The sequence below is a fragment of the Citrobacter sp. EC_71 genome, assembly GCF_019584005.1.
Classification (GTDB): Bacteria; Pseudomonadota; Gammaproteobacteria; order Enterobacterales; family Enterobacteriaceae; genus Citrobacter; species Citrobacter werkmanii.
Genome location: NZ_VDAY01000007.1, coordinates 36396 through 58930, shown reverse-complemented (window position 1 = coordinate 58930; position 22535 = coordinate 36396). Strand labels below are relative to the sequence as shown.

General features: G+C 51.3%; 17 protein-coding genes. 5 read left to right on the top strand and 12 right to left on the bottom strand.

Annotation, left to right across the window (positions count from 1 at the left end):
• Positions 1–144 precede the first annotated feature (144 nt).
• The 5 genes from rpsA to FHD02_RS09365 all read right to left on the bottom strand — a co-directional run bounded on the left by rpsA (position 145) and on the right by FHD02_RS09365 (position 6133).
• Positions 145–1818 (bottom strand): 30S ribosomal protein S1, encoded by a 1674-nt coding sequence (rpsA, locus tag FHD02_RS09385; protein ID WP_003035776.1) that lies wholly within the window; start codon positions 1816–1818, stop codon positions 145–147.
• A 113-nt stretch (positions 1819–1931) separates the two neighbouring features.
• Positions 1932–2615, bottom strand: a complete 684-nt coding sequence (cmk, locus tag FHD02_RS09380; RefSeq protein WP_061381864.1) for a (d)CMP kinase — start codon at positions 2613–2615, stop codon at positions 1932–1934.
• 171 nt (positions 2616–2786) lie between these two features.
• Positions 2787–4070, bottom strand: a complete 1284-nt coding sequence (aroA, locus tag FHD02_RS09375; RefSeq protein ID WP_220393824.1) for a 3-phosphoshikimate 1-carboxyvinyltransferase — start codon at positions 4068–4070, stop codon at positions 2787–2789.
• A gap of 68 nt (positions 4071–4138) precedes the next feature.
• Entirely contained in the window at positions 4139–5227 is a 1089-nt protein-coding gene (gene serC, locus FHD02_RS09370) for a 3-phosphoserine/phosphohydroxythreonine transaminase (protein WP_137349300.1), read from the bottom strand.
• Positions 5228–5440: 213 nt separating this feature from the next.
• Positions 5441–6133 (bottom strand): DUF421 domain-containing protein, encoded by a 693-nt coding sequence (locus FHD02_RS09365; protein ID WP_038639302.1) that lies wholly within the window; start codon positions 6131–6133, stop codon positions 5441–5443.
• Between the two features lie 135 nt (positions 6134–6268).
• Here FHD02_RS09365 and ycaO point away from each other — a divergent pair, with 135 nt between their 5' ends.
• The 4 genes from ycaO (at position 6269) to pflA (ending at position 12559) form a co-directional block, all read left to right on the top strand.
• Positions 6269–8029, top strand: a complete 1761-nt coding sequence (ycaO, locus tag FHD02_RS09360; RefSeq protein WP_137359930.1) for a 30S ribosomal protein S12 methylthiotransferase accessory factor YcaO — start codon at positions 6269–6271, stop codon at positions 8027–8029.
• A gap of 404 nt (positions 8030–8433) precedes the next feature.
• A complete protein-coding gene (gene focA, locus FHD02_RS09355) occupies positions 8434–9291 on the top strand; it encodes a formate transporter FocA (protein ID WP_032939923.1) in 858 nt (285 codons plus the stop codon).
• A 59-nt stretch (positions 9292–9350) separates the two neighbouring features.
• Positions 9351–11633 carry a formate C-acetyltransferase gene (gene pflB, locus FHD02_RS09350; RefSeq protein WP_006685273.1) on the top strand — a complete coding sequence of 761 codons (2283 nt, stop codon included), beginning with the start codon at positions 9351–9353 and terminating at the stop codon, positions 11631–11633.
• A 185-nt stretch (positions 11634–11818) separates the two neighbouring features.
• A complete protein-coding gene (gene pflA / locus FHD02_RS09345) occupies positions 11819–12559 on the top strand; it encodes a pyruvate formate lyase 1-activating protein (RefSeq protein WP_003035751.1) in 741 nt (246 codons plus the stop codon).
• Positions 12560–12680: 121 nt separating this feature from the next.
• Here pflA and FHD02_RS09340 read toward each other — a convergent pair whose 3' ends face one another.
• The gene (locus tag FHD02_RS09340; protein ID WP_042309480.1) at positions 12681–13829 is read right to left on the bottom strand and encodes an MFS transporter; all 1149 of its coding nucleotides are present in this window, start codon (positions 13827–13829) and stop codon (positions 12681–12683) included.
• 385 nt (positions 13830–14214) lie between these two features.
• On the opposite strand from FHD02_RS09340, the gene ycaC reads away from it, so the two are divergent.
• Positions 14215–14841: an isochorismate family cysteine hydrolase YcaC gene (gene ycaC / locus FHD02_RS09335; protein ID WP_137359929.1), complete on the top strand. Its 627-nt coding sequence runs from the start codon at positions 14215–14217 to the stop codon at positions 14839–14841.
• Positions 14842–14952: 111 nt separating this feature from the next.
• Here ycaC and FHD02_RS09330 read toward each other — a convergent pair whose 3' ends face one another.
• From FHD02_RS09330 to lolA, 6 genes are all read right to left on the bottom strand, one after another.
• The gene (locus FHD02_RS09330) at positions 14953–15816 is read right to left on the bottom strand and encodes a dimethyl sulfoxide reductase anchor subunit family protein (RefSeq protein ID WP_137359928.1); all 864 of its coding nucleotides are present in this window, start codon (positions 15814–15816) and stop codon (positions 14953–14955) included.
• A gap of 1 nt (position 15817) precedes the next feature.
• A complete protein-coding gene (locus FHD02_RS09325) occupies positions 15818–16435 on the bottom strand; it encodes a DMSO/selenate family reductase complex B subunit (protein ID WP_038639290.1) in 618 nt (205 codons plus the stop codon).
• A 10-nt stretch (positions 16436–16445) separates the two neighbouring features.
• Positions 16446–18890 carry a dimethylsulfoxide reductase subunit A gene (gene dmsA, locus FHD02_RS09320; protein WP_137359927.1) on the bottom strand — a complete coding sequence of 815 codons (2445 nt, stop codon included), beginning with the start codon at positions 18888–18890 and terminating at the stop codon, positions 16446–16448.
• A gap of 207 nt (positions 18891–19097) precedes the next feature.
• The gene (gene serS, locus FHD02_RS09315; protein WP_003836908.1) at positions 19098–20390 is read right to left on the bottom strand and encodes a serine--tRNA ligase; all 1293 of its coding nucleotides are present in this window, start codon (positions 20388–20390) and stop codon (positions 19098–19100) included.
• A gap of 91 nt (positions 20391–20481) precedes the next feature.
• A complete protein-coding gene (rarA, locus tag FHD02_RS09310) occupies positions 20482–21825 on the bottom strand; it encodes a replication-associated recombination protein RarA (RefSeq protein WP_137349295.1) in 1344 nt (447 codons plus the stop codon).
• A 10-nt stretch (positions 21826–21835) separates the two neighbouring features.
• Positions 21836–22447: an outer membrane lipoprotein chaperone LolA gene (gene lolA / locus FHD02_RS09305; protein WP_085049191.1), complete on the bottom strand. Its 612-nt coding sequence runs from the start codon at positions 22445–22447 to the stop codon at positions 21836–21838.
• Positions 22448–22535 lie beyond the last annotated feature (88 nt).

The following is a 22535-nucleotide window of genomic DNA, read 5'->3' as shown; positions in this document are numbered from 1 at the left end:
TTAAAGGCATAATTAGCTGCTGCATTGATTAAGGGCGGCCGTAGCCGCCCTTTGTCATTGATTACAGGACGAATCCTGTAATCTGTCAAGCTACTCGTCACCCTTTGTGCTGTTAACGGCACAAAGGATTTAGAGAACTCGATATTACTCGCCTTTAGCTGCTTTGAAAGCTTCAGCCATTGCGTTGTTAGAGAAGTTTGCATCTTCCTGTTTGTTAACAGTCGCGATTGCATCTTTCTCATCAGCTTCGTCTTTAGCACGAACAGACAGGCTGATTGCACGGTTCTTACGATCAACGCCGGTGAATTTAGCTTCAACGTCGTCGCCTACGCTCAGAACCAGAGTTGCATCTTCAACGCGGTCACGGGAAGCTTCAGAAGCGCGCAGGTAACCTTCAACGCCGTCAGCCAGTTCTACGGTTGCGCCTTTGGCGTCAACTGCAGTGACTTTACCGTTTACGATTGCGCCTTTCTTGTTCAGTGCAACCCAGTTGTTGAACGGATCTTCTGCGAGCTGTTTAACGCCCAGAGAGATACGCTCACGCTCTGCGTCAACCTGCAGAACAACTGCTGCGATTTCGTCGCCTTTTTTGTATTCACGTACTGCTTCTTCGCCTGCAACATTCCAGGAGATGTCAGACAGGTGAACCAGGCCGTCGATGCCGCCGTCCAGGCCGATGAAGATACCGAAGTCAGTGATAGACTTGATTTTACCTTCAACACGGTCGCCCTTGTTGTGGGTTTCCGCGAACTGCTGCCATGGGTTGTTTTTGCACTGCTTCAGACCCAGGGAGATACGACGACGTTCTTCGTCGATATCCAGAACCATAACTTCCACTACATCGCCAACGTTAACAACTTTGGACGGGTGGATGTTTTTGTTGGTCCAATCCATTTCGGAAACGTGAACCAGGCCTTCAACGCCTTCTTCGATTTCAACGAAGCAGCCGTAGTCGGTCAGGTTGGTCACGCGACCGGTCAGTTTGGTACCTTCCGGATAACGCTTAGCGATAGCTACCCATGGATCTTCGCCCAGCTGTTTCAGGCCCAGAGATACACGAGTACGCTCGCGGTCGAACTTCAGCACTTTAACAGTGATTTCGTCGCCAACGTTTACGATTTCGCTCGGATGCTTAACGCGTTTCCATGCCATGTCGGTGATGTGCAGCAGGCCGTCAACGCCACCCAGATCAACGAATGCACCGTAGTCAGTGAGGTTCTTAACGATACCTTTAACTTCCATGCCTTCCTGCAGGTTTTCCAGCAGCTGATCGCGTTCTGCGCTGTTTTCGGATTCGATAACGGCACGACGGGAAACAACAACGTTGTTACGCTTCTGATCCAGCTTGATGACTTTGAACTCAAGCTCTTTGCCTTCCAGGTGCAGCGTGTCGCGGACCGGACGAACGTCTACCAGGGAACCCGGCAGGAACGCGCGAATACCATTCAGCTCAACAGTGAAGCCACCCTTGACTTTGCCATTGATAACACCAGTAACGGTTGCAGCTTCTTCGTAAGCTTTTTCCAGCGTGATCCAAGCTTCGTGACGTTTAGCTTTCTCACGGGACAGCAGGGTTTCACCGAAGCCGTCTTCTACTGCATCCAGAGCAACGTCAACTTCGTCACCAACCTGGATTTCCAGCTCGCCCTGGGCGTTTTTGAACTGCTCTGCCGGAATGGCGGACTCAGATTTCAGACCAGCGTCAACCAGTACTACGTCTTTGTCGATAGCAACAACAACACCACGAACGATGGAACCCGGACGGGTTTCGATTTCTTTTAAGGATTCTTCAAACAGTTGAGCAAAAGATTCAGTCATGTTTAATCTTCAGGTTTCATATTTAACGTCCACCTGGCTCCATGCCGGATGGGGTTGTTTAACATACCCGCTGTCAGTCCATTGCAACGGGGGTACTGCAAATTCGGTCGCACTTAAGCGAGTGCCAGTTTTTGGCGCGCATATTGTAACGCTTTTTCAATCACTTGCTCAATGCTTAATCGGGTTGAATCCAAAACTAAAGCATCAGCAGCAGGAATCAGCGGCGCTACAGCACGATTACGATCGCGGTAATCGCGTTCTTCGATCTCGGCCAAAAGGCGTTCAAAGTTAACACTAAAGCCCTTCTCCTGCAACTGTAGCATACGTCTATGCGCACGTTCGTGCGAGGAGGCGTCCAGAAAAATTTTCACCGGCGCATCCGGGAACACGACGGTCCCCATATCGCGTCCGTCGGCAATCAGGCCTGGCGCTTCGCGAAATGCGCGTTGACGACGTAGAAGCGCTTCGCGCACGCGGGGAAAAGCAGCCACCTGGGATGCGGCATTCGCCACTTCCTGAGTGCGGATTTCGCCGCTAACATCTTCACCCTCCAGAATGACTTCCAGGTTGCCGTCCGTTGAGATAAAACGCACATCCAGATGTGAGGCAAGCGGTACCAGAGCATCTTCAGAGGTGACATCAACATGGTGATGTAACGCTGCGAGCGCCAGTACGCGATAGATCGCGCCTGAATCTAACAGATGCCATTGCAATGCTTCCGCCATTGCTTTGCACAAGGTGCCTTTACCTGCACCGCTTGGGCCATCAATGGTAATAACCGGGGCAATTGCCGTCATCTTTTTCTCCTTAAACGGGCATACGTTAACGTGAACGCCGCGCATTATACGCGCCAACGGCAACGATCGTTATCTTTGTGTGAAAAATGCAGAATCATTGAAGCTGAGTGTAGAAGAAATAGACAATCAGGGATGACAGAATGTGCCGCACCTGATAGTGCGGCAATAAAATCAGGCCGGCGCGCTAATACGCGCCAACTGTTCGAAATAATCCGGGAAAGTTTTGGCGGTACATTTGGGGTCAAGAATGGTGACAGGGGTATCAGACAGCGCCACCAGCGAGAAACACATCGCCATACGGTGATCGTTATAGGTTGCGATATCCGCAAACTTCAGCGTCGCTGGTGGTGTGATGCGGATGAAGTCATGCCCCTCTTCAACTTCCGCGCCCACTTTGCGTAATTCCGTCGCCATCGCAAACAGACGGTCGGTCTCTTTGACGCGCCAGTTGTAGATGTTGCGTAGGATTGTGGTGCCTTTAGCAAACAGCGCGGTCGTGGCAATAGTCATCGCCGCGTCGGGAATATGGTTCATATCCATATCCACAGCGTTCAGTTCACCGTGAGTACAGGCAATAAAGTCATCGCCCCAGGTAATGGTCGCGCCCATTTTTTCCAGTACATCAGCGAAGCGAATATCGCCCTGCATACTGTTGCGGCCAATGCCAGTGACTTTCACTGTACCGCCTTTAATGGCGCCCGCCGCGAGGAAGTATGAAGCAGAAGAAGCATCGCCCTCAACCAGATAGGCGCCCGGTGACTGATACTGCTGCTGCCCCTGCACAACAAAGCGCTGGTAGTTCTGATTCTCAATTTCAACACCAAACGTCTTCATCAGATTCAGGGTGATATCAATATAAGGTTTGGATACCAGCTCGCCCTTAATGACGATCGTCGTATCTTGCGGTGCCAACGGTGCAGTCATCAGTAGCGCAGTGAGGAACTGGCTGGATACGCTGCCGTCCACCTCAACCTGACCACCGCTAAAACCACCGCGCAGACGAAGCGGAGGATAGTTTTCCTGCTCCAGGTACTCAATGCTGGCCCCCCCCTGGCGCAACGCATCAACCAGATGGCCAATCGGACGCTCCTTCATGCGCGGTTCGCCCGTCAACACGATGTCATTACTGCCCAGACACAGCGCAGCGGCCAGTGGACGCATAGCGGTTCCGGCATTGCCAAGAAACAGTTCCACTGCCCCTTCGGCATGTAATGCGCCACCGTTGCCGATAATCTCGCAGCGGGTGCGATCGGCGGAAAGGGTATAGCTAATCCCTAACGCATTCAGTGCATTGAGCATATGACGGACATCGTCGCTGTCCAGCAGGTTGGTCAGAACAGTGGTGCCATTTGCTAATGCGGCCAGCAGCAAAGCGCGGTTAGATACACTTTTGGATCCAGGCAGATTGATGGTGCCATCCACCCGCGCAATGGGTTGTAACGTCAGGGATTCCATGAAACTCAACTCTCAAAACAGATATAAAAACCCCACAGGCGGGCTGTGGGGATGAAAAGTACAGCAGATTAACCGCGGCGGCGTTCGAAATCGACCATGAAATCGGTCAGTGCTTTTACGCCTTCAAGCGGCATCGCATTATAGATAGACGCACGCATACCGCCGACCACACGATGGCCTTTCAGTGCATGCAGCCCCGCAGCGAAAGACTCCTCCAGGAAGAGTTTATCCAGGGCGCTGTCAGCCAGTTGGAACGGGACGTTCATACGTGAACGGTTCGACTTCGCGACATCGTTACGATAGAAGTCGCTGTTGTCGATCACGCCATACAACAGCTCTGCTTTTTGCTGGTTAATTTTATCCATCGCACTAACACCGCCCTGCTCTTTCAGCCACTTAAAGACCAGACCAGACAGATACCAGGCAAAGGTTGGCGGCGTATTGAACATGGAATCGTTGTCATTCAGCACGGTATAGTCGAGGATTGACGGGCATGAGACATGCGCTTTGCCCAGTAAATCTTCACGGACGATGACAATCGTCAGACCGGCCGGGCCGATATTTTTCTGTGCCCCGGCATAAATTACGCCATAACGACTAACGTCAAGCGGTGCGGAAAGAATGGTGGAGGACAGATCCGCCGTGACCACAACGTTGCTGGCAAAATTCGGCGTTTCATCGATCGCAATGCCATCGATGGTTTCGTTCGGGCAATAGTGCAGGTATGCCGCGTTATCAGAAAGTTGCCATTCACTCATCGGCTTAACAGCACGCAGGCCGTCCACGGTGACTTTGGCATCAATAACGTTTGGCGTGCAGTATTTTTTCGCTTCTTTAATTGCGCTGGCGGCCCAATAACCGGCATCGACGTAATCCGCGGTGGTTTTATCGCCCAGAATATTTAACGGGATACCCGCGAACTGCCCGCGACCACCGCCATGGCAGAACAACACTTTATAGTTGGAGGGGATGCTGAGAAGATCGCGAAAATCCTGCTCTGCTTCCTCTGCAACCTGGATAAACTCTTTACCCCGGTGGCTAATTTCCATTACCGACGTGCCAAGACCGTTCCAGTCGCGAAGATCCTGTTGAGCCAGTTTAAGTACTTCCGCCGGTAGCATTGCCGGACCTGAACTAAAATTGAAGACCTGAGCCATTTCCCCTCACCACGTTGTGTTGTTATCCAATCAACATCCTGTCATTGACGATAATCCTGCGACAGACATTGGGTATAAGTTATTCCTGTGGATATCGGTTTTATCATTCAGTGACACGCGCCGCAATGGGTAAAACTGGCTGGGGTAAAAATGAGTCATCGATCACACAACAGAATCTATCGGATTGACGGACAAAAACCGATATTTTCGCTGTCAGGTGACCCGTTTTGCCCGACTGGCCTTCGACCATTCTGGATTTGCGCAGCGCGGACATAATTGATGATCCCCCGCGCTCATTTGCACCACTTCACTACACCGTACACATGCATAGTCGCCTGTTTCAGGCACCACCTTAAATCGCTGTGTACAATGTTTAGGCAGGATACTGAGTCCCGGTTTTACGTCTTCATCGGCAAAGAAGTAAACGCTGATCTGCCCATTCGTCTCCAGAATAGCGAGTTTCACCTGCCCCAGTTGCTCTACGCCGTTCAAACGCAGCTCCATAAAGAATTCGAATTCCGTCATATTGGCGCGATTAAGCTTTGACCATGACAATTCACCGTCTTCAATGATGACCACTGGCTTGCCTTCCAGTAGATCTTCCAGCTTTTCGCTGTGTGACATCAGCCACATGACAAGACGATAAAGCAGCGCCAGGGTAATAAAAACCACCAGCACCGGAATCATCGGCACATCGTCATAAAACGCAACATCGCCCGCCGCAGAGCCCAGCGTAAGAATAATCAGCACTTCAAAAAGCGACATCTGCCGTACGCCACGCCGCCCTGTAAGCTTTAAAAACAGAAAAACCAATATAAAGGTATAGAGACTGCGCAGCGCAACCTCACCAAGAAACTCCATTGGCACCTTATCCAGTGCCATACGCTGTAAATCGAATGCTTTCATTTTGTGCTCTTAACATTGTTGACTGTGTGAAAGCATAGCCAATAGTTTTATTTACGCCTGGGCTCCGGCGGCGATAGCGCCGTTCATTGAAAACCCGTATCATTGCGCGCTTTCCGTACGACAAAAGTGATTTTCATGACGCAAACATTTATTCCCGGCAAAGATGCCGCTCTGGAAGACTCCATCGCTCGCTTCCAGCAAAAATTACTCGACCTTGGTTTTCAGATTGAAGAAGCCTCATGGTTGAACCCTGTGCCTAACGTTTGGTCTGTGCATATTCGCGACAAAGAATGCGCGCTATGCTTTACCAATGGTAAAGGCGCGACGAAAAAAGCGGCGCTGGCCTCCGCGCTGGGTGAATATTTTGAGCGTCTGTCTACGAACTACTTCTTTGCGGATTTCTGGCTGGGCGAAACCGTCGCCAACGGCCCGTTCGTGCATTATCCGAACGAAAAATGGTTCCCGCTGACGGAAGACGACGACGTGCCGGAAGGTCTGCTGGATGCGCGTCTGCGCGCGTTTTACGATCCAGAGAACGAATTGACCGGAAGCATGCTTATCGATCTGCAATCCGGTAATGAAGATCGTGGCGTCTGCGGCCTGCCGTTTACCCGTCAATCTGATAACCAGACCGTCTATATTCCGATGAATATTATCGGCAACCTGTACGTTTCTAACGGCATGTCTGCGGGTAACACGCCTAATGAAGCGCGCGTTCAGGGCCTGTCTGAAGTCTTTGAACGTTATGTGAAGAACCGCATTATCGCGGAAAGCATTAGTCTGCCGGAAATCCCGGCCGAGGTGATGGCGCGCTACCCGGCGGTAGTGGAGTCTATCGCCAAACTGGAAGCGGAAGGTTTCCCGATTTTCGCCTACGATGGCTCGCTGGGCGGCAAGTACCCGGTGATTTGCGTTGTCCTGTTCAACCCGGCCAACGGTACCTGCTTTGCGTCCTTCGGCGCGCACCCGGATTTCGGTGTTGCGCTGGAGCGTACCGTTACCGAACTGCTGCAGGGTCGTGGTTTGAAAGATCTTGATGTCTTCACCCCGCCGACCTTCGACGATGAAGAAGTGGCTGAACACACTAACCTTGAAACCCACTTCATTGATTCCAGCGGTCTGATCTCCTGGGATCTGTTCAAGCAGGATGCTGATTATCCGTTCGTTGACTGGAATTTCTCCGGCACTACGGAAGAAGAGTTCGCCACCCTGATGGCCATCTTCAAGCAAGAAGATAAAGAAGTGTATATCGCCGACTACGAACATCTGGGGGTATATGCCTGCCGCATTATCGTTCCGGGCATGTCTGACATCTATCCGGCTGAAGATCTGTGGTTAGCCAACAACGCAATGGGTGCCCATCTGCGCGAAACAATCCTCTCTCTGCCTGGCAGTGAGTGGGATAAAGAAGACTATCTCAATCTGCTCGAGCAACTGGATGAAGAAGGTTTTGACGACTTCACCCGCGTACGCGAACTGCTTGGTCTGGCGACCGGTGCGGATAACGGTTGGTACACTCTGCGCATTGGCGAGCTTAAAGTGATGCTGGCGCTGGCCGGTGGTGACCTGGAGCAAGCGCTGGTATGGACAGAATGGACGATGGAATTCAACGCCTCCGTGTTTAGCGCTGAACGTGCAAACTACTACCGTTGCCTGCAAACGCTGCTGCTATTGTCGCAGGAAGAGGAGCGTCAGCCGCTGCAATATTTGAACGCGTTTGTCCGCATGTACGGCGCCGATGCGGTTGAAGCGGCAAGTGCGGCATTGAGTGGTGAAGCCGCATTTTATGGTCTTCAACCAGTAGACAGCGATCTGCACGCGTTCCCGGCGCATCAGTCTCTGCTGAAAGCCTATGAAAAACTGCAGCGCGCGAAAGCAGCGCACTGGTCAAAATAGTGCCAAACAGCCTGCGTTAAGTAGGCTAAATGTATTGTCTGGGCTATATTACGGGGCGCTTTAAGCGCCCTGTTTTTTATTTTGGTCAAATCAAAAAATAAATGTAAAAGCAAGGTTAAATATTAGTGGTTGATATTAAAAAAAATAGCTTATTAATGTGGCTTTTTATCTCAATTACTCCATATTAATTAACCGTCCAACAGGAGGCTGAAAGAAAAAATTCAACTCACTTTATAATTTTTAAAATTTATTTTTATTTTGATAATCAACAAGTTACTCCGTAATCGCATAAAAACCATGCGTCTTGCGGGCCTATAAGCCAGGCGAGATATGATCTATATCAAATTCTCATCTATAATGCTTTGTTAGTATCTCGTCGCCGACTTAATAAAGAGAGAGTTAGTGTGAAAGCTGACAACCCTTTTGATCTTTTACTTCCTGCTGCAATGGCCAAAGTTGCCGAAGAAGCAGGCGTCTATAAAGCAACGAAACATCCGCTTAAGACGTTCTATCTGGCAATTACTGCCGGTGTATTCATTTCAATTGCCTTTGTTTTCTATATCACCGCCACTACCGGTACCGGTACTATGCCCTTCGGCATGGCAAAATTAATAGGTGGTATCTGCTTTTCCCTGGGGTTGATTCTTTGTGTTATCTGCGGTGCAGACCTCTTCACCTCAACCGTACTGATTGTTGTTGCTAAAGCCAGTGGTCGTATTACCTGGGGACAGTTGGCTAAAAACTGGCTTAACGTTTATGTCGGCAACCTGATTGGCGCCCTGATCTTCGTGTTACTTATGTGGCTTTCCGGCGAGTATATGACCGCCAACGGCGCGTGGGGACTCAACGTCCTGCAAACAGCCGACCACAAAGTGCATCATACTTTTGTTGAGGCGGTAAGCCTCGGTATTCTGGCTAACCTGATGGTGTGTCTGGCCGTATGGATGAGCTACTCAGGTCGCAGCCTGATGGACAAAGCGTTTATCATGGTATTACCGGTCGCAATGTTTGTTGCCAGCGGTTTTGAGCACAGTATCGCAAACATGTTTATGATCCCTATGGGTATTGTAATACGCGATTTCGCCACCCCGGAATTCTGGACCGCTGTCGGTTCTTCTCCGGAGAATTTTTCTCACCTGACCGTGATGAATTTCATCACCGATAACCTGATTCCGGTTACGATCGGTAATATTATCGGCGGCGGTTTGTTGGTCGGGTTGACATACTGGGTCATTTACCTGCGTGGTAACGATCATCATTAATCTGTTGATGCTCATTACACGCAGTAAATAAAAAATCCACTTAAGAAGGTAGGTGTTACATGTCCGAGCTTAATGAAAAGTTAGCCACAGCCTGGGAAGGTTTTACCAAAGGTGACTGGCAGAATGAAGTAAACGTACGTGACTTCATTCAGAAAAACTACACTCCGTATGAGGGTGACGAGTCCTTCCTGGCTGGCGCTACTGACGCGACCACCAAGCTGTGGGACAGCGTAATGGAAGGCGTTAAACAGGAAAACCGCACTCACGCGCCTGTTGACTTTGACACCTCCGTTGCTTCTACCATCACTTCTCACGACGCTGGCTACATCAACAAAGCGCTGGAGAAAATTGTTGGTCTGCAGACTGAAGCTCCGCTGAAACGTGCGATCATTCCGTTCGGCGGCATCAAAATGGTTGAAGGTTCCTGCAAAGCGTACAATCGCGAACTGGACCCGATGCTGAAAAAAATCTTCACCGAATACCGTAAAACCCACAACCAGGGCGTATTCGATGTTTATACCAAAGACATTCTGAACTGCCGTAAATCCGGTGTTCTGACTGGTCTGCCAGATGCGTATGGCCGTGGCCGTATCATCGGTGACTACCGTCGCGTTGCGCTGTACGGTATCGACTTCCTGATGAAAGACAAATACGCACAGTTTGTTTCCCTGCAGTCTGACCTGGAAAACGGCGTAAACCTGGAAGCGACTATCCGTCTGCGTGAAGAAATCGCTGAACAGCACCGCGCGCTGGGTCAGATCAAAGAAATGGCAGCGAAATATGGCTGCGATATCTCTGGTCCGGCTACCAACGCTCAGGAAGCTATCCAGTGGACTTACTTCGGCTACCTGGCCGCGGTTAAATCTCAGAACGGCGCAGCAATGTCCTTCGGTCGCGTATCTACCTTCCTGGATGCATACATCGAACGTGATATCAAAGCAGGCAAAATCACTGAACAAGACGCTCAGGAAATGATTGACCACCTGGTCATGAAACTGCGTATGGTTCGCTTCCTGCGTACTCCGGAATATGATGAACTGTTCTCCGGTGACCCGATTTGGGCAACTGAATCTATCGGTGGTATGGGTGTTGATGGCCGTACTCTGGTTACCAAAAACAGCTTCCGCTTCCTGAACACCCTGTACACCATGGGTCCTTCTCCGGAGCCGAACATCACCGTTCTGTGGTCTGAAAAACTGCCTCTGAACTTCAAGAAATTCGCCGCTAAAGTGTCCATCGACACCTCTTCTCTGCAGTACGAGAACGATGACCTGATGCGTCCGGACTTCAACAACGACGATTACGCTATCGCTTGCTGCGTAAGCCCGATGGTTGTTGGTAAACAAATGCAGTTCTTCGGTGCGCGTGCAAACCTGGCGAAAACCATGCTGTACGCAATCAACGGCGGCGTTGATGAAAAACTGAAAATGCAGGTTGGTCCTAAATCTGAACCGATCAAAGGCGACGTTCTGAACTTCGACGAAGTGATGGACCGCATGGATCACTTCATGGACTGGCTGGCTAAACAGTACGTCACCGCGCTGAACGTTATCCACTACATGCACGACAAGTACAGCTACGAAGCCTCTCTGATGGCGCTGCACGACCGTGACGTTATCCGCACCATGGCGTGTGGTATCGCTGGTCTGTCCGTTGCTGCTGACTCCCTGTCTGCAATCAAATATGCGAAAGTTAAACCGATTCGTGACGAAGACGGTCTGGCTATCGACTTCGAAATCGAAGGCGAATACCCGCAGTTTGGTAACAACGACTCTCGTGTAGATGACATGGCGGTTGACCTGGTAGAACGTTTCATGAAGAAAATTCAAAAACTGACTACTTACCGTAACGCTATCCCGACTCAGTCTGTTCTGACCATCACCTCTAACGTGGTGTATGGTAAGAAAACGGGTAACACCCCAGACGGTCGTCGTGCTGGCGCGCCGTTCGGACCGGGTGCTAACCCAATGCACGGTCGTGACCAGAAAGGTGCTGTTGCCTCTCTGACTTCCGTTGCTAAACTGCCGTTTGCTTACGCTAAAGATGGTATCTCTTATACCTTCTCTATCGTTCCGAACGCACTGGGTAAAGACGACGAAGTTCGTAAGACTAACCTGGCAGGTCTGATGGATGGTTACTTCCACCACGAAGCGTCCATCGAAGGTGGTCAGCACCTGAACGTGAACGTCATGAACCGTGAAATGCTGCTGGATGCGATGGAACATCCGGAAAAATATCCGCAGCTGACCATCCGCGTTTCTGGCTACGCAGTACGTTTTAACTCCCTGACTAAAGAACAGCAGCAGGACGTTATTACTCGTACTTTCACTCAGACCATGTAATTGGTTTTGACTGAAATCGTACTTTAAAAAGCGTACAATAAAGGCTCCACGTAAGTGGGGCCTTTTTAATAGCCTGCTTTGGCTGCTATCTATACTTATGGATAGCAGCCAAAACAGACTCGACACAGTTAATAACTGTGCACTAACACAGGCCCCGGATGGGCCACATCTGGAGAAACACCGCAATGTCAGTTATTGGTCGCATTCACTCCTTTGAATCCTGTGGCACTGTAGACGGCCCGGGCATCCGTTTTATTACCTTCTTCCAGGGCTGCCTGATGCGCTGCCTGTATTGCCATAACCGTGACACATGGGATACGCACGGCGGTAAAGAAGTCACTGTCGACGAATTAATGAAAGAGGTGGTGACCTATCGCCACTTTATGAACGCATCCGGCGGCGGCGTGACGGCGTCTGGCGGCGAAGCTATCCTGCAGGCTGAGTTCGTACGTGACTGGTTCCGCGCTTGTAAAAAAGAAGGTATTCATACCTGTCTGGATACCAACGGTTTTGTTCGCCGCTACGATCCGGTGATCGATGAGCTGCTGGAAGTCACCGACCTGGTCATGCTCGACCTCAAACAGATGAACGATGAAATCCATCAGAATCTGGTCGGCGTATCTAACCATCGTACGCTGGAGTTCGCGCGTTACCTGTCAAACAAAGACATCAAAGTGTGGATCCGCTATGTTGTCGTACCTGGCTGGTCTGATGACGATGACTCCGCACACCGCCTCGGCGAATTTACCCGCGATATGGGTAACGTTGAAAAAATTGAGCTGCTGCCTTACCACGAGCTGGGCAAACACAAATGGGTGGCAATGGGCGAAGAGTACAAACTGGATGGCGTCAAACCACCGAAGAAAGAGACCATGGAGCGCGTAAAAGGCATTCTCGAGCAGTATGGTCATAAAGTTATGTATTAAGTCTCCAGGTGGGTAACAAACCTGTTACCCACCTAACGCCTTCTTAATGCCCTCTTCTCGCCAGCAGCGGGAAAATCAATCCCAACCCGACCAGTACCTGTTCGTATTCTGTTAAAACAGGTCAAATATGCGCGATAGAATTGGGCGTGTGGCCCGTCTTGCGCAGCAGCATCAGTAAATAAATAAACGATACGCTGGCAATCATGATAAACAGCAAGCTATCTGAATAATTCTGCATCAGCATAGCGGTAAACGACGGGCCAAGCAGACTGCCAACGGTATAGCTTAATAGCAAAGCCTGATTCATGGCCACCAGTTGATGATGTTCCACCTTTTCACAGGCCCATGCCATCGCGACCGGATAGAGAGTAAAACCTGCCGCACCCAACATAAATAATGCGGGGGCCATCGCCGCCTGATTCAGCATAGCAATACTCCCGACGATAACCACAAAGACCTGGACGCGTAAAACCAGCAGGCGTCCCAGTTTGTCCGCCAGGCGGCCAATCGGCCATTGCCCCAGAATACCGGCGCTAACCAAAACTGCCATCCAGAAACCAATGCTGGCATTGCTCACTCCCTGATGGTTCAGATACAGCGGCATCAGGCCGTACAAAGAGCCCAGAACAATCCCGGAAATAATGCAGCCATTAACGCCCAGACGCGCCTGTCGCAGCTTCAGCATCGATACAATAGGGGTGGAGTGCTGTTCATTACCCTGCTGATTGGCAATCCGCGTAAAGAGCAGCGGCAGAACCCCAGCCAGGATGGTTCCCGTCACCCACGGCAGCACGTTCATCAGTTCTGTTGATACTTTACTGACCAGCAATTGCCCTAAAAACGTCCCCACGTAATAGATCATCATATAGGCGGCAAGCAAACGTCCGCGATTGCGCGAAGTCCCACTGCACATCAGCGCACTTTCCACTACCACCCAAATCATGGCGCAGCCAACGCCGGCAATGAAGCGCCAGGTCATCCAGCTCCAGAATCCAACCATAATCCCCAGTCCAACACAGCCCGCGGCAAAAATAAACGAGGCGATGTAATAGCTGCGGTTAAAACCAAGGCGTTTAATTAGATACCCGGTCAGCAACGTCCCTACCAAATTACCGGTAAAGTAGGACGAACTCACCATACCTACCTGCCAGGTTGGCAGATTTTCATGGGCGAGCCAAAGCGGGACGAGCGTGTTTAACACGGCGATCGCCAGGGTCAACAGAAGCAGCCCGCACAGCAGCAGCATGACGGGACGGGTATAGATGGACATGAATAAAAACCGTGAGGAAGCTCAAATTTCATGCGCATCATGCCACTGCTAAAAACATTGTCAATCGGCGCAATCAGAGGGCTGAGGCGCTTTCTGGACGATCGATTCGTATTACTGATTCTTAATGTGAATGGATAAATAACAGAAAAATACATCTGCTTGTTTTTATTGATCTAAAACAAAAATCTCACGTTTCGTTCAGTCGAAAAATTTCATGGACTCCCCTTACTTTTATTTCTTACTAAACTCTATGCGAGATGCAGAGCGGTATTGTCTTCGACATAGAACAGTAAGTTCTTATTTATACTTCCAGTCCGGATACCGTTCTTTCCCCAGACTTAAACTCATCAAATTTCCCGCACCGATGCCGAACAGGAGAAATATCATGACTAAACCTTACGTAAGACTTGATAAAGATAATGCGGCAGTATTGCTGGTCGATCATCAGGCTGGCTTGCTCTCTCTGGTTCGGGATATCGATCCCGATAAATTCAAGAATAACGTGCTTGCCCTGGGTGATTTGGCAAAGTACTTCAAACTCCCGACTATCCTGACCACCAGTTTTGAAACAGGGCCGAACGGACCGCTGGTACCGGAACTGAAAGCTCAGTTTCCCGATGCGCCCTATATTGCTCGCCCGGGAAACATCAACGCGTGGGATAACGAAGATTTCGTGAAAGCAGTAAAAGAGACCGGCAAAAAGCAGCTGATTATCGCCGGTGTCGTGACGGAAGTTTGCGTCGCCTTCCCTGCGCTATCCGCAATAGAAGAAGGGTTTGACGTCTTTGTCGTCACGGATGCTTCGGGTACATTTAACGAAATCACCCGCCATTCAGCATGGGATCGGATGTCGCAGGCTGGTGCGCAATTGATGACGTGGTTCGGCGTCGCGTGTGAGCTGCACCGCGACTGGCGTAACGATATCGAAGGGCTGGCGACGTTGTTCTCTAATCACATTCCAGATTATCGCAATCTGATGACCAGTTACGACACGTTGACCAAACAGAAGTAAAAAACCGGGGCGAAAAACCTGGCGTGACATAATGCCGGATGACAAGCAGCGTGAAGGCCTACTGTTCTGTAGGCCGGAGAAGGCACGAGCCGCCATCCGGCATATTATGGATTAGCTTGCAACCGCCATACCGACGGTCATATGCAGGCCATAGAACACGCCACGACCAATCAGCTCGCCGACTATCAGCAGAATAAACGCGACGGAAAGCAGTGGTATTGCGGGTTGGTAACCTTTGACTTGCGGTACAATCCAGCAGCACAGCGCTAACGCCAGTGCCACGATCCGCCAGGCCATCAGCGAGCCATAATCCGGAACCAGCGCAGACGCCTGTTGAATCGAACTGTGGATCGTCGCCAGTTCGGCACCCTGCATTACAGACATAATGGCGCTCACGACCAGAGCAAGCACTGAAATGGCTGGCAGCAGACGCATCGCCCAACCGTCAATACCGGCAATTCTCAATAGCAGATATCCCAGCAGCGGACCGCCCATAAACAGCGTCAGGAAGAAACCCAGCGGCGTCCAGACACTGTACCAGGTCGGCACGGTATCAATGGTGTTATACACACGCACCATCATCCAGACAAAAATGACGCCCAGTACCATGGTGACAACTAACCACAGATTGCGTAATGCGGGCGGCATTTTTTTCAACATCGCCAGCAGCCAACCGATGCCGCCAATGGCAAAGAACACTGAACCGCTGGCGATTTCATTGCTCAGCGCAGAAGCGCCTACGCGATTGAGCGAGTTAAAGGCACGCATCGGCGAGCCCAGGTGAAGCATAGAAGCAATAAAGCCAATGCCCATCAGTACCCACAGCCCGAACATGCAGGCGATTACCCGCTGCTGCAATTCAGGACGTAAGTCCCCTTTCATTAACGCCAATGCCAGAACGATAAAGCCACCAACCACACACTGTCCGAAGACCGTAAAGATCATCAGCGGCCATTCATGCCATCCACTTCCCATCTTACACCTCCTTCGGATTGGCCAGATAACCCGTGGTATCCCCGGTCGGGCGGCTATTGGCGTTAGGTTTGATGACAATGCTCGGTTTGGTGAAGTGCGCGCCCGGGAGTGGCGCAACAGCGGCCAGAGTACCGTGTTTTTTGCGCAGTTCGTCAATCGGACCGAAATCCAACGCACGCAGTGGGCAGGACTCGACGCAGATAGGTTTCTTACCTTCAGCGACGCGCTCATGGCAGCCATCGCATTTGGTCATATGTCCTTTTTCCGCATTGTACTGGGGCGCACCGTAAGGACAGGCCATGTGACAATACCGACAACCAATGCACACGTCTTCATCCACGACGACAAAGCCATCTTCACGTTTGTGCATCGCGCCGCTCGGACATACCTTGGTGCAGGCCGGGTCTTCACAGTGGTTACAGGCAATAGAGAGGTAATAGGCAAAAACGTTTTGGTGCCAGACACCATTGTCTTCTTGCCAGTCGCCACCCGCGTACTCGTAAATGCGGCGAAAACTGACATCCGGGGTTAAATTTTTGAAGTCTTTGCAGGCCAGTTCGCAGGTTTTGCAACCGGTGCAACGGCTGGAATCAATAAAAAATCCATACTGGGTTGTCATCGGTTACTCCTTACACCTTTTCAACCTGAACAAGGTTCGTATGTGACGGATTCCCCTTCGCGAGAGGAGAAGGACGCTGAGTCGTCAGGACGTTAATACAGCCGCCCTGATCCACACGCTTCGTGTCCGGGTCGTACCAGGCCCCTTCGCCTAATGCCACCACGCCGGGCATCATACGCGGCGTCACTTTCGCTTCGATATGCACCTCGCCACGATCGTTAAAGATGCGTACCTTGTCGCCGTTGTTAATGCCACGTCGCTGCGCATCCAACGGATTGATCCACATTTCCTGGCGGCAGGATGCTTTCAGAACATCTACGTTGCCATAGGTCGAGTGGACGCGAGATTTGTAGTGGAAGCCGGTCAGTTGCAGCGGGAATTTCTCCACTAGCGGATCACCTAAGCTTTCAAAGCCAGGGGTATAAATCGGCAATGGATCGATCACATCTCCTTCCGGCAGTTCCCAGGTTGCCGCGATCCCGGCAAGCTGCTGCGAATAAATTTCGATCTTACCCGACGGCGTGGTGAGCGGGTTGGCTTTGGGATCCTCACGGAACGCTTTGTACGCCACATGATGCCCCTCAGGATCTCGCTGCTTAAAGATGCCTTGTTTACGGAACTCTTCAAACCCAGGCAATTCAGGAATGGCTTTGCGCGACTGCTCATACAGATGACGCATCCACTCTTCCTGAGAACGACCTTCGGTAAACTGCTGCTCGACGCCAAGGCGTTTCGCCAGCTCGCTGGTCATCTGGTAGATAGTCTTGCATTCGAAACGTGGTTTGATCGCCTGATCGGTGAAAATCACATAGGACATGTTTCCGCAGGACGCATCCAGCGCGAAGTCCATCTGTTCGGAAGCGGTACAGTCTGGCAGCAAAATATCCGCATATTTCGCTGAGGAGGTCATATGGCAGTCGATGACAACAATCATCTCGCACTTCTTGTCATCCTGCAGGATTTCGTGCGTGCGGTTAATATCAGAGTGCTGGTTAATCAAGCAGTTACCAGCATAGTTCCAAATCATTTTAATCGGAACATCAAGCTTATCTTTGCCGCGAACGCCGTCACGCAGCGCCGTCATCTCCGGACCACGCTCAATAGCGTCCGTCCACATAAACATTGAGATGCTGGTTTCAACAGGGTTTTCCAGCGTGGGCATACGCTCAAACGGCAGACTGTAAGAGCCTTCACGCGCACCGCTGTTGCCGCCATTGATGCCAACATTACCGGTCAGAATGGCCAGCATAGAAATAGCACGGGTCGCTATTTCACCGTTAGCATGACGCTGCGGCCCCCACCCCTGGCTGATGTATGCCGGTTTAGCGCTGCCAATTTCGCGCGCCAGTTTGATGATACGGTCCGCGGGAATACCGGTAATCTGTGCCGCCCATTCCGGGGTCTTGGCAACACCGTCAGTCCCCTGACCAAGAATATACGCCTTATAGTGGCCATTCTTCGGCGCGTCAGCTGGCAAGGTTTTCTCGTCGTAACCCACGCAGTATTTGTCGAGAAACGCCTGGTCCACCAGGTTTTCGGTGATCAGGACATACGCCAGACCATTAACCAACGCCGCATCTGTACCAGGACGGATCGGGATCCATTCATCTTCACGCCCCGCGCCGGTATCGGTATAGCGGGGATCGATAATAATCATCCGGGCATTGGATTTCTGTCGCGCCTGTTCAAGGTAATAGGTTACCCCGCCCCCGCTCATACGGGTTTCGCCAGGGTTATTACCAAACAAAACAACCAGCTTGCTGTTTTCAATGTCGGACGGACTGTTACCGTCGGCCCAGCCGCCGTAGGTGTAGTTCAACCCGGCAGCGATTTGTGCCGAAGAGTAGTCCCCGTAGTGATTCAGGTAACCACCACAGCAGTTCATCAGACGTGCTACCAGGGTTTTACCCGGCGGCCAGGAGCGCGTCAGGGTGCCACCCAGCGTGCCGGTGCCGTAGTTCAGATAGATAGATTCGTTACCATAGTCTTTAATCAGACGCTGCATGTTGCTGGCAATAATCTCGTACGCCTCATCCCAACTGATGCGCTCAAATTTGCCTTCGCCACGCTTGCCGACGCGTTTCATCGGGTATTTCAGACGATCGGGATTATAAACGCGACGACGCATCGAGCGACCACGCAGACAAGCTCGCACCTGGTGCAGACCGTCATAGTTGTCATCGCCAGTGTTGTCGGTTTCGACATACTTTATTTCACCGTCTACCACATGCATCCGCAGTGGACAGCGGCTACCGCAGTTTACCGTACACGCGCTCCAGATGACTTTCTCATTGCGCTGCGTGGGATTAATGGCTTCGGCGGCATTGGCAATACGGGTAAATGGCAGGGTAAACGCGCTACTGGCCACCGCCAGTCCGCCTATCGCCGTCGTTTTTACCAAACCGCGGCGACTAACCTCAGCTGCCAGCACGGCATCGGGGATCTTAGTTTTCATAGGGGCTCACTCTGCTGCTCACAATAAACCAACAATAAATACTCGTTGTATATATTTTTATATATCGCTAGTATTAATATACAGACTGGTAGATACTGACTTTCATTCGAAGGCAGTATTACTCCTATGTGGGTAGTGGTTATTGTCCGACGTCAAACGGGCATAAAAAAAGCGCCCTAAGGCGCTTTTTCGCATAGAAAAGGTAGCTTAGCCGATGAATTCCAGGCCATTCATGTACGGACGTAATACTTCCGGAACCTGAATGCGGCCATCTGCCTGCTGATAGTTTTCCATTACCGCCACCAGCGTACGTCCAACTGCCAGACCGGAACCGTTCAGCGTATGCACCAGACGGGTCTTTTTGTCGGATTTGCTGCGGCAACGCGCTTGCATGCGACGGGCCTGGAAATCCCACACGTTGGAGCAGGAAGAGATTTCACGATAGGTATTCTGCGCCGGGATCCACACTTCCAGATCGTAGGTTTTGCATGCGCCGAAGCCCATGTCGCCGGTGCACAGAATGATCTTACGGTACGGCAGACCCAGAAGCTGAAGAACCTTCTCGGCGTGGCCGGTCATCTCTTCCAGCGCGTCCATTGAATCTTCCGGACGAACAATCTGCACCATCTCAACTTTATCGAACTGGTGCATACGGATCAGACCGCGGGTATCACGACCGTAAGAGCCAGCTTCAGAACGGAAGCACGGCGTATGCGCAGTCATTTTGATCGGTAGCGCATCTTCGTCAATGATTTCGTCACGCACCAGGTTGGTCAGCGGAACTTCGGCAGTTGGGATCAGCGCGTAGTTACTGCTGTCAGCTTCTTCGTCCAGCGGACGGGTATGGAACAGATCGCCAGCGAATTTCGGCAGTTGGCCTGTACCGTACAGCGTGTCATGGTTAACCAGATACGGAACATAGTTTTCACTGTAACCATGCTGTTCGGTATGCAGATCCAGCATGAACTGAGACAGCGCACGATGCATACGTGCGATCTGCCCCTTCATGACCACGAAACGAGAGCCGGTCAGCTTCACCGCAGCGGCGAAATCAAGACCCGTGTGCATTTCACCCAGGGTAACGTGATCGCGAACTTCGAAATCAAACTCACGCGGTGTACCCCAGCGGCTGACTTCGACGTTGTCATTTTCATCTTTACCCACCGGAACTTCATCCGCTGGCAGGTTCGGAATGGTCAGCGCAATGTCGCGGATCTCGGCCTGTAAGGTATCAAGTTCAGCTTTCGCGGCATCCAGCTCTTCGCCCAGTTTGTTCACTTCCAGACGTAAAGACTCGATATCTTCCCCGCGCGCTTTTGCCTGGCCAATGGATTTCGATCGAGAGTTACGCTCTGCCTGCAGGTTTTCAGTTTGTACCTGCAGAACTTTACGACGCTCTTCAAGAGCGCGCAGCTTATCTACATCCAGCTTAAAGCCCCGGCTTGCCAGTTTTTCTGCGACTGCGTCTGGCTCATTACGCAGCAGATTGGGATCGAGCATGCTTATCCTGTGCTTATCGAATTAAAATGGGAAAAGTGACCACAGCCTGCGGTCACAGGGATACAGAGACAACATTACCGCAACGATAACACTAACGGTAGCGTTTTATAGGGCTATTTTGATCCTGTCCGGCGAGCCAGGCGAGCTTTTCGCCAATCTTGCCTTCAAGACCTCTGTTTGTGGGGCGATAATAGCGCGTTTGTGCCATTTCCTGGGGGAAGTACTCTTCTCCGGCGGCATAGGCATTTGGTTCATCATGTGCGTAACGATACTCCTGACCGTAGCCCATCTCTTTCATCAGCTTGGTCGGCGCATTGCGCAGGTGAACGGGAACGTCGTAATCCGGACGTTCACGGGCATCGGCCAGTGCGGCCTTGAAGGCGGTGTAAACCGCGTTACTCTTCGGCGCACAGGCCAGATAAACAATCGCCTGAGCAATTGCCCGTTCGCCTTCTGCGGGTCCCACGCGAGTGAAACAATCCCACGCGGAAATCGCCACCTGCATAGCGCGCGGATCTGCGTTGCCCACATCTTCAGAGGCAATCGCAAGGCAGCGACGGGCAACGTACAACGGATCGCCGCCAGCGGTAATGATTCGCGCATACCAGTAGAGCGCCGCATCCGGCGCGCTACCACGTACCGACTTGTGTAAGGCTGAGATGAGATCGTAAAAGCGATCGCCTTTATTATCAAAGCGCGCGCTGCGTTCACCGGCAATTTCGGTCAGCAATTCCGCTTTCAATATGCGCTTGCCGGAATCATCAACTTCGGCCATATCGGCCATCATTTCCAGCGTATTCAGCGCCCGCCGCGCATCACCATTAACCAGTTCAGCAATCGCCCGACGCGTCTCTTGTGGCAGAACAATATCCTGACCACCGTAACCCCGCGCTTTATCAGCCATCGCCTGATCCAGTACTTGTTCAATATCGTCGGTGGTTAACGATTTCAGCAAATAAACGCGTGCCCGCGACAGCAGTGCCGAATTCAGTTCAAACGAGGGGTTTTCGGTGGTAGCGCCAATAAACGTAATTGTACCGTCTTCAATATGCGGTAAAAACGCATCCTGCTGGCTTTTATTAAAGCGATGGACTTCGTCCACAAACAATATTGTGCGTCGGCCAGCGTTACGGTTCTGACGCGCACGCTCAATCGCTTCACGAATTTCTTTCACACCAGAGGTGACAGCCGAAATTCGTTCAACATCGGCATTAGCGTAACGGGCAATGACTTCGGCAAGGGTGGTCTTACCCGTTCCCGGTGGTCCCCATAAAATCATGGAGTGCAGGTGCCCGGCCTCGATGGCACGCGGCAAAGGCTTACCCGTAGCCAGCAGATGCTGCTGGCCGATATACTGCGCTAAATTTTCTGGCCGCATACGCGCGGCCAGTGGCTGAAAAGTATTATCAGAAAAGTCGAGCGACAGATTGCTCACTCACACGCCTCTACTTACGTTGATCGTCAACCGTTACACCTTGCGGCGGGGTAAAGGTGAATTTCGATGGTTCAATCGCGCCATTCTGCTGCGATTTCAGCTGATAACTGCTGCGCTGATCGTCTTGCTCAACGGCGCTAAACTGATGGATCGTCCCGTCGCGCCCAACATTGATCGTAAACTGTTTCAGGTTACCGTTGCTGGTTTTCGGCGTCAGCACAAAATCATCGCCGTTTTGCTTAATGTTGTACTGCTGCCAGTCGCTGGCCTGGTTACGTGCAATCAGCATGAATGGCGTGTTGCCGGTGGCGTCTTTCAGCCAGGTCGCAGTAGCTTGTTCAACAAACGGGTTAAAGAACCACAGCGTTTTACCATCGGAGACCAGGATGCTCTCGTCAGGCTGCGTCATGTGCCAGTTAAACAGATTAGGACGTTTAACCCATAAATCACCCTGACCCTCCTGCACTGCCGCACCGCTACCGTCCGTAACCTTCTGCGTAAAGCTGGCATGGAAGCTACTGACTTTATCCAGGCGGCTTTTCAGGTCGCTGGCAGCGTCAGCCCAGACGCTGCTGACCACAAAGCTCGACAGTAATGCACAGGTGATTGCGATTCTTTTCATCGTTATTCCTCAAAATACGTCACTCCCAACGGGGAGATCCCTCTGCTATCCATTTCAGGCCAAAAATCAGCATGAGGAAAGTAGAAAA

Excerpts from the sequence above, each read along its gene's own strand:
- rpsA (WP_003035776.1), bottom strand. The coding sequence starts at position 1,818 with ATGACTGAATCTTTTGCTCAACTGTTTGAAGAATCCTTAAAAGAAATC.
- cmk (WP_061381864.1), bottom strand. The coding sequence starts at position 2,615 with ATGACGGCAATTGCCCCGGTTATTACCATTGATGGCCCAAGCGGTGCA.
- aroA (WP_220393824.1), bottom strand. The coding sequence starts at position 4,070 with ATGGAATCCCTGACGTTACAACCCATTGCGCGGGTGGATGGCACCATC.
- serC (WP_137349300.1), bottom strand. The coding sequence starts at position 5,227 with ATGGCTCAGGTCTTCAATTTTAGTTCAGGTCCGGCAATGCTACCGGCG.
- FHD02_RS09365 (WP_038639302.1), bottom strand. The coding sequence starts at position 6,133 with ATGAAAGCATTCGATTTACAGCGTATGGCACTGGATAAGGTGCCAATG.
- ycaO (WP_137359930.1), top strand. The coding sequence starts at position 6,269 with ATGACGCAAACATTTATTCCCGGCAAAGATGCCGCTCTGGAAGACTCC.
- pflB (WP_006685273.1), top strand. The coding sequence starts at position 9,351 with ATGTCCGAGCTTAATGAAAAGTTAGCCACAGCCTGGGAAGGTTTTACC.
- pflA (WP_003035751.1), top strand. The coding sequence starts at position 11,819 with ATGTCAGTTATTGGTCGCATTCACTCCTTTGAATCCTGTGGCACTGTA.
- FHD02_RS09340 (WP_042309480.1), bottom strand. The coding sequence starts at position 13,829 with ATGTCCATCTATACCCGTCCCGTCATGCTGCTGCTGTGCGGGCTGCTT.
- ycaC (WP_137359929.1), top strand. The coding sequence starts at position 14,215 with ATGACTAAACCTTACGTAAGACTTGATAAAGATAATGCGGCAGTATTG.
- FHD02_RS09330 (WP_137359928.1), bottom strand. The coding sequence starts at position 15,816 with ATGGGAAGTGGATGGCATGAATGGCCGCTGATGATCTTTACGGTCTTC.
- FHD02_RS09325 (WP_038639290.1), bottom strand. The coding sequence starts at position 16,435 with ATGACAACCCAGTATGGATTTTTTATTGATTCCAGCCGTTGCACCGGT.
- dmsA (WP_137359927.1), bottom strand. The coding sequence starts at position 18,890 with ATGAAAACTAAGATCCCCGATGCCGTGCTGGCAGCTGAGGTTAGTCGC.
- serS (WP_003836908.1), bottom strand. The coding sequence starts at position 20,390 with ATGCTCGATCCCAATCTGCTGCGTAATGAGCCAGACGCAGTCGCAGAA.
- lolA (WP_085049191.1), bottom strand. The coding sequence starts at position 22,447 with ATGAAAAGAATCGCAATCACCTGTGCATTACTGTCGAGCTTTGTGGTC.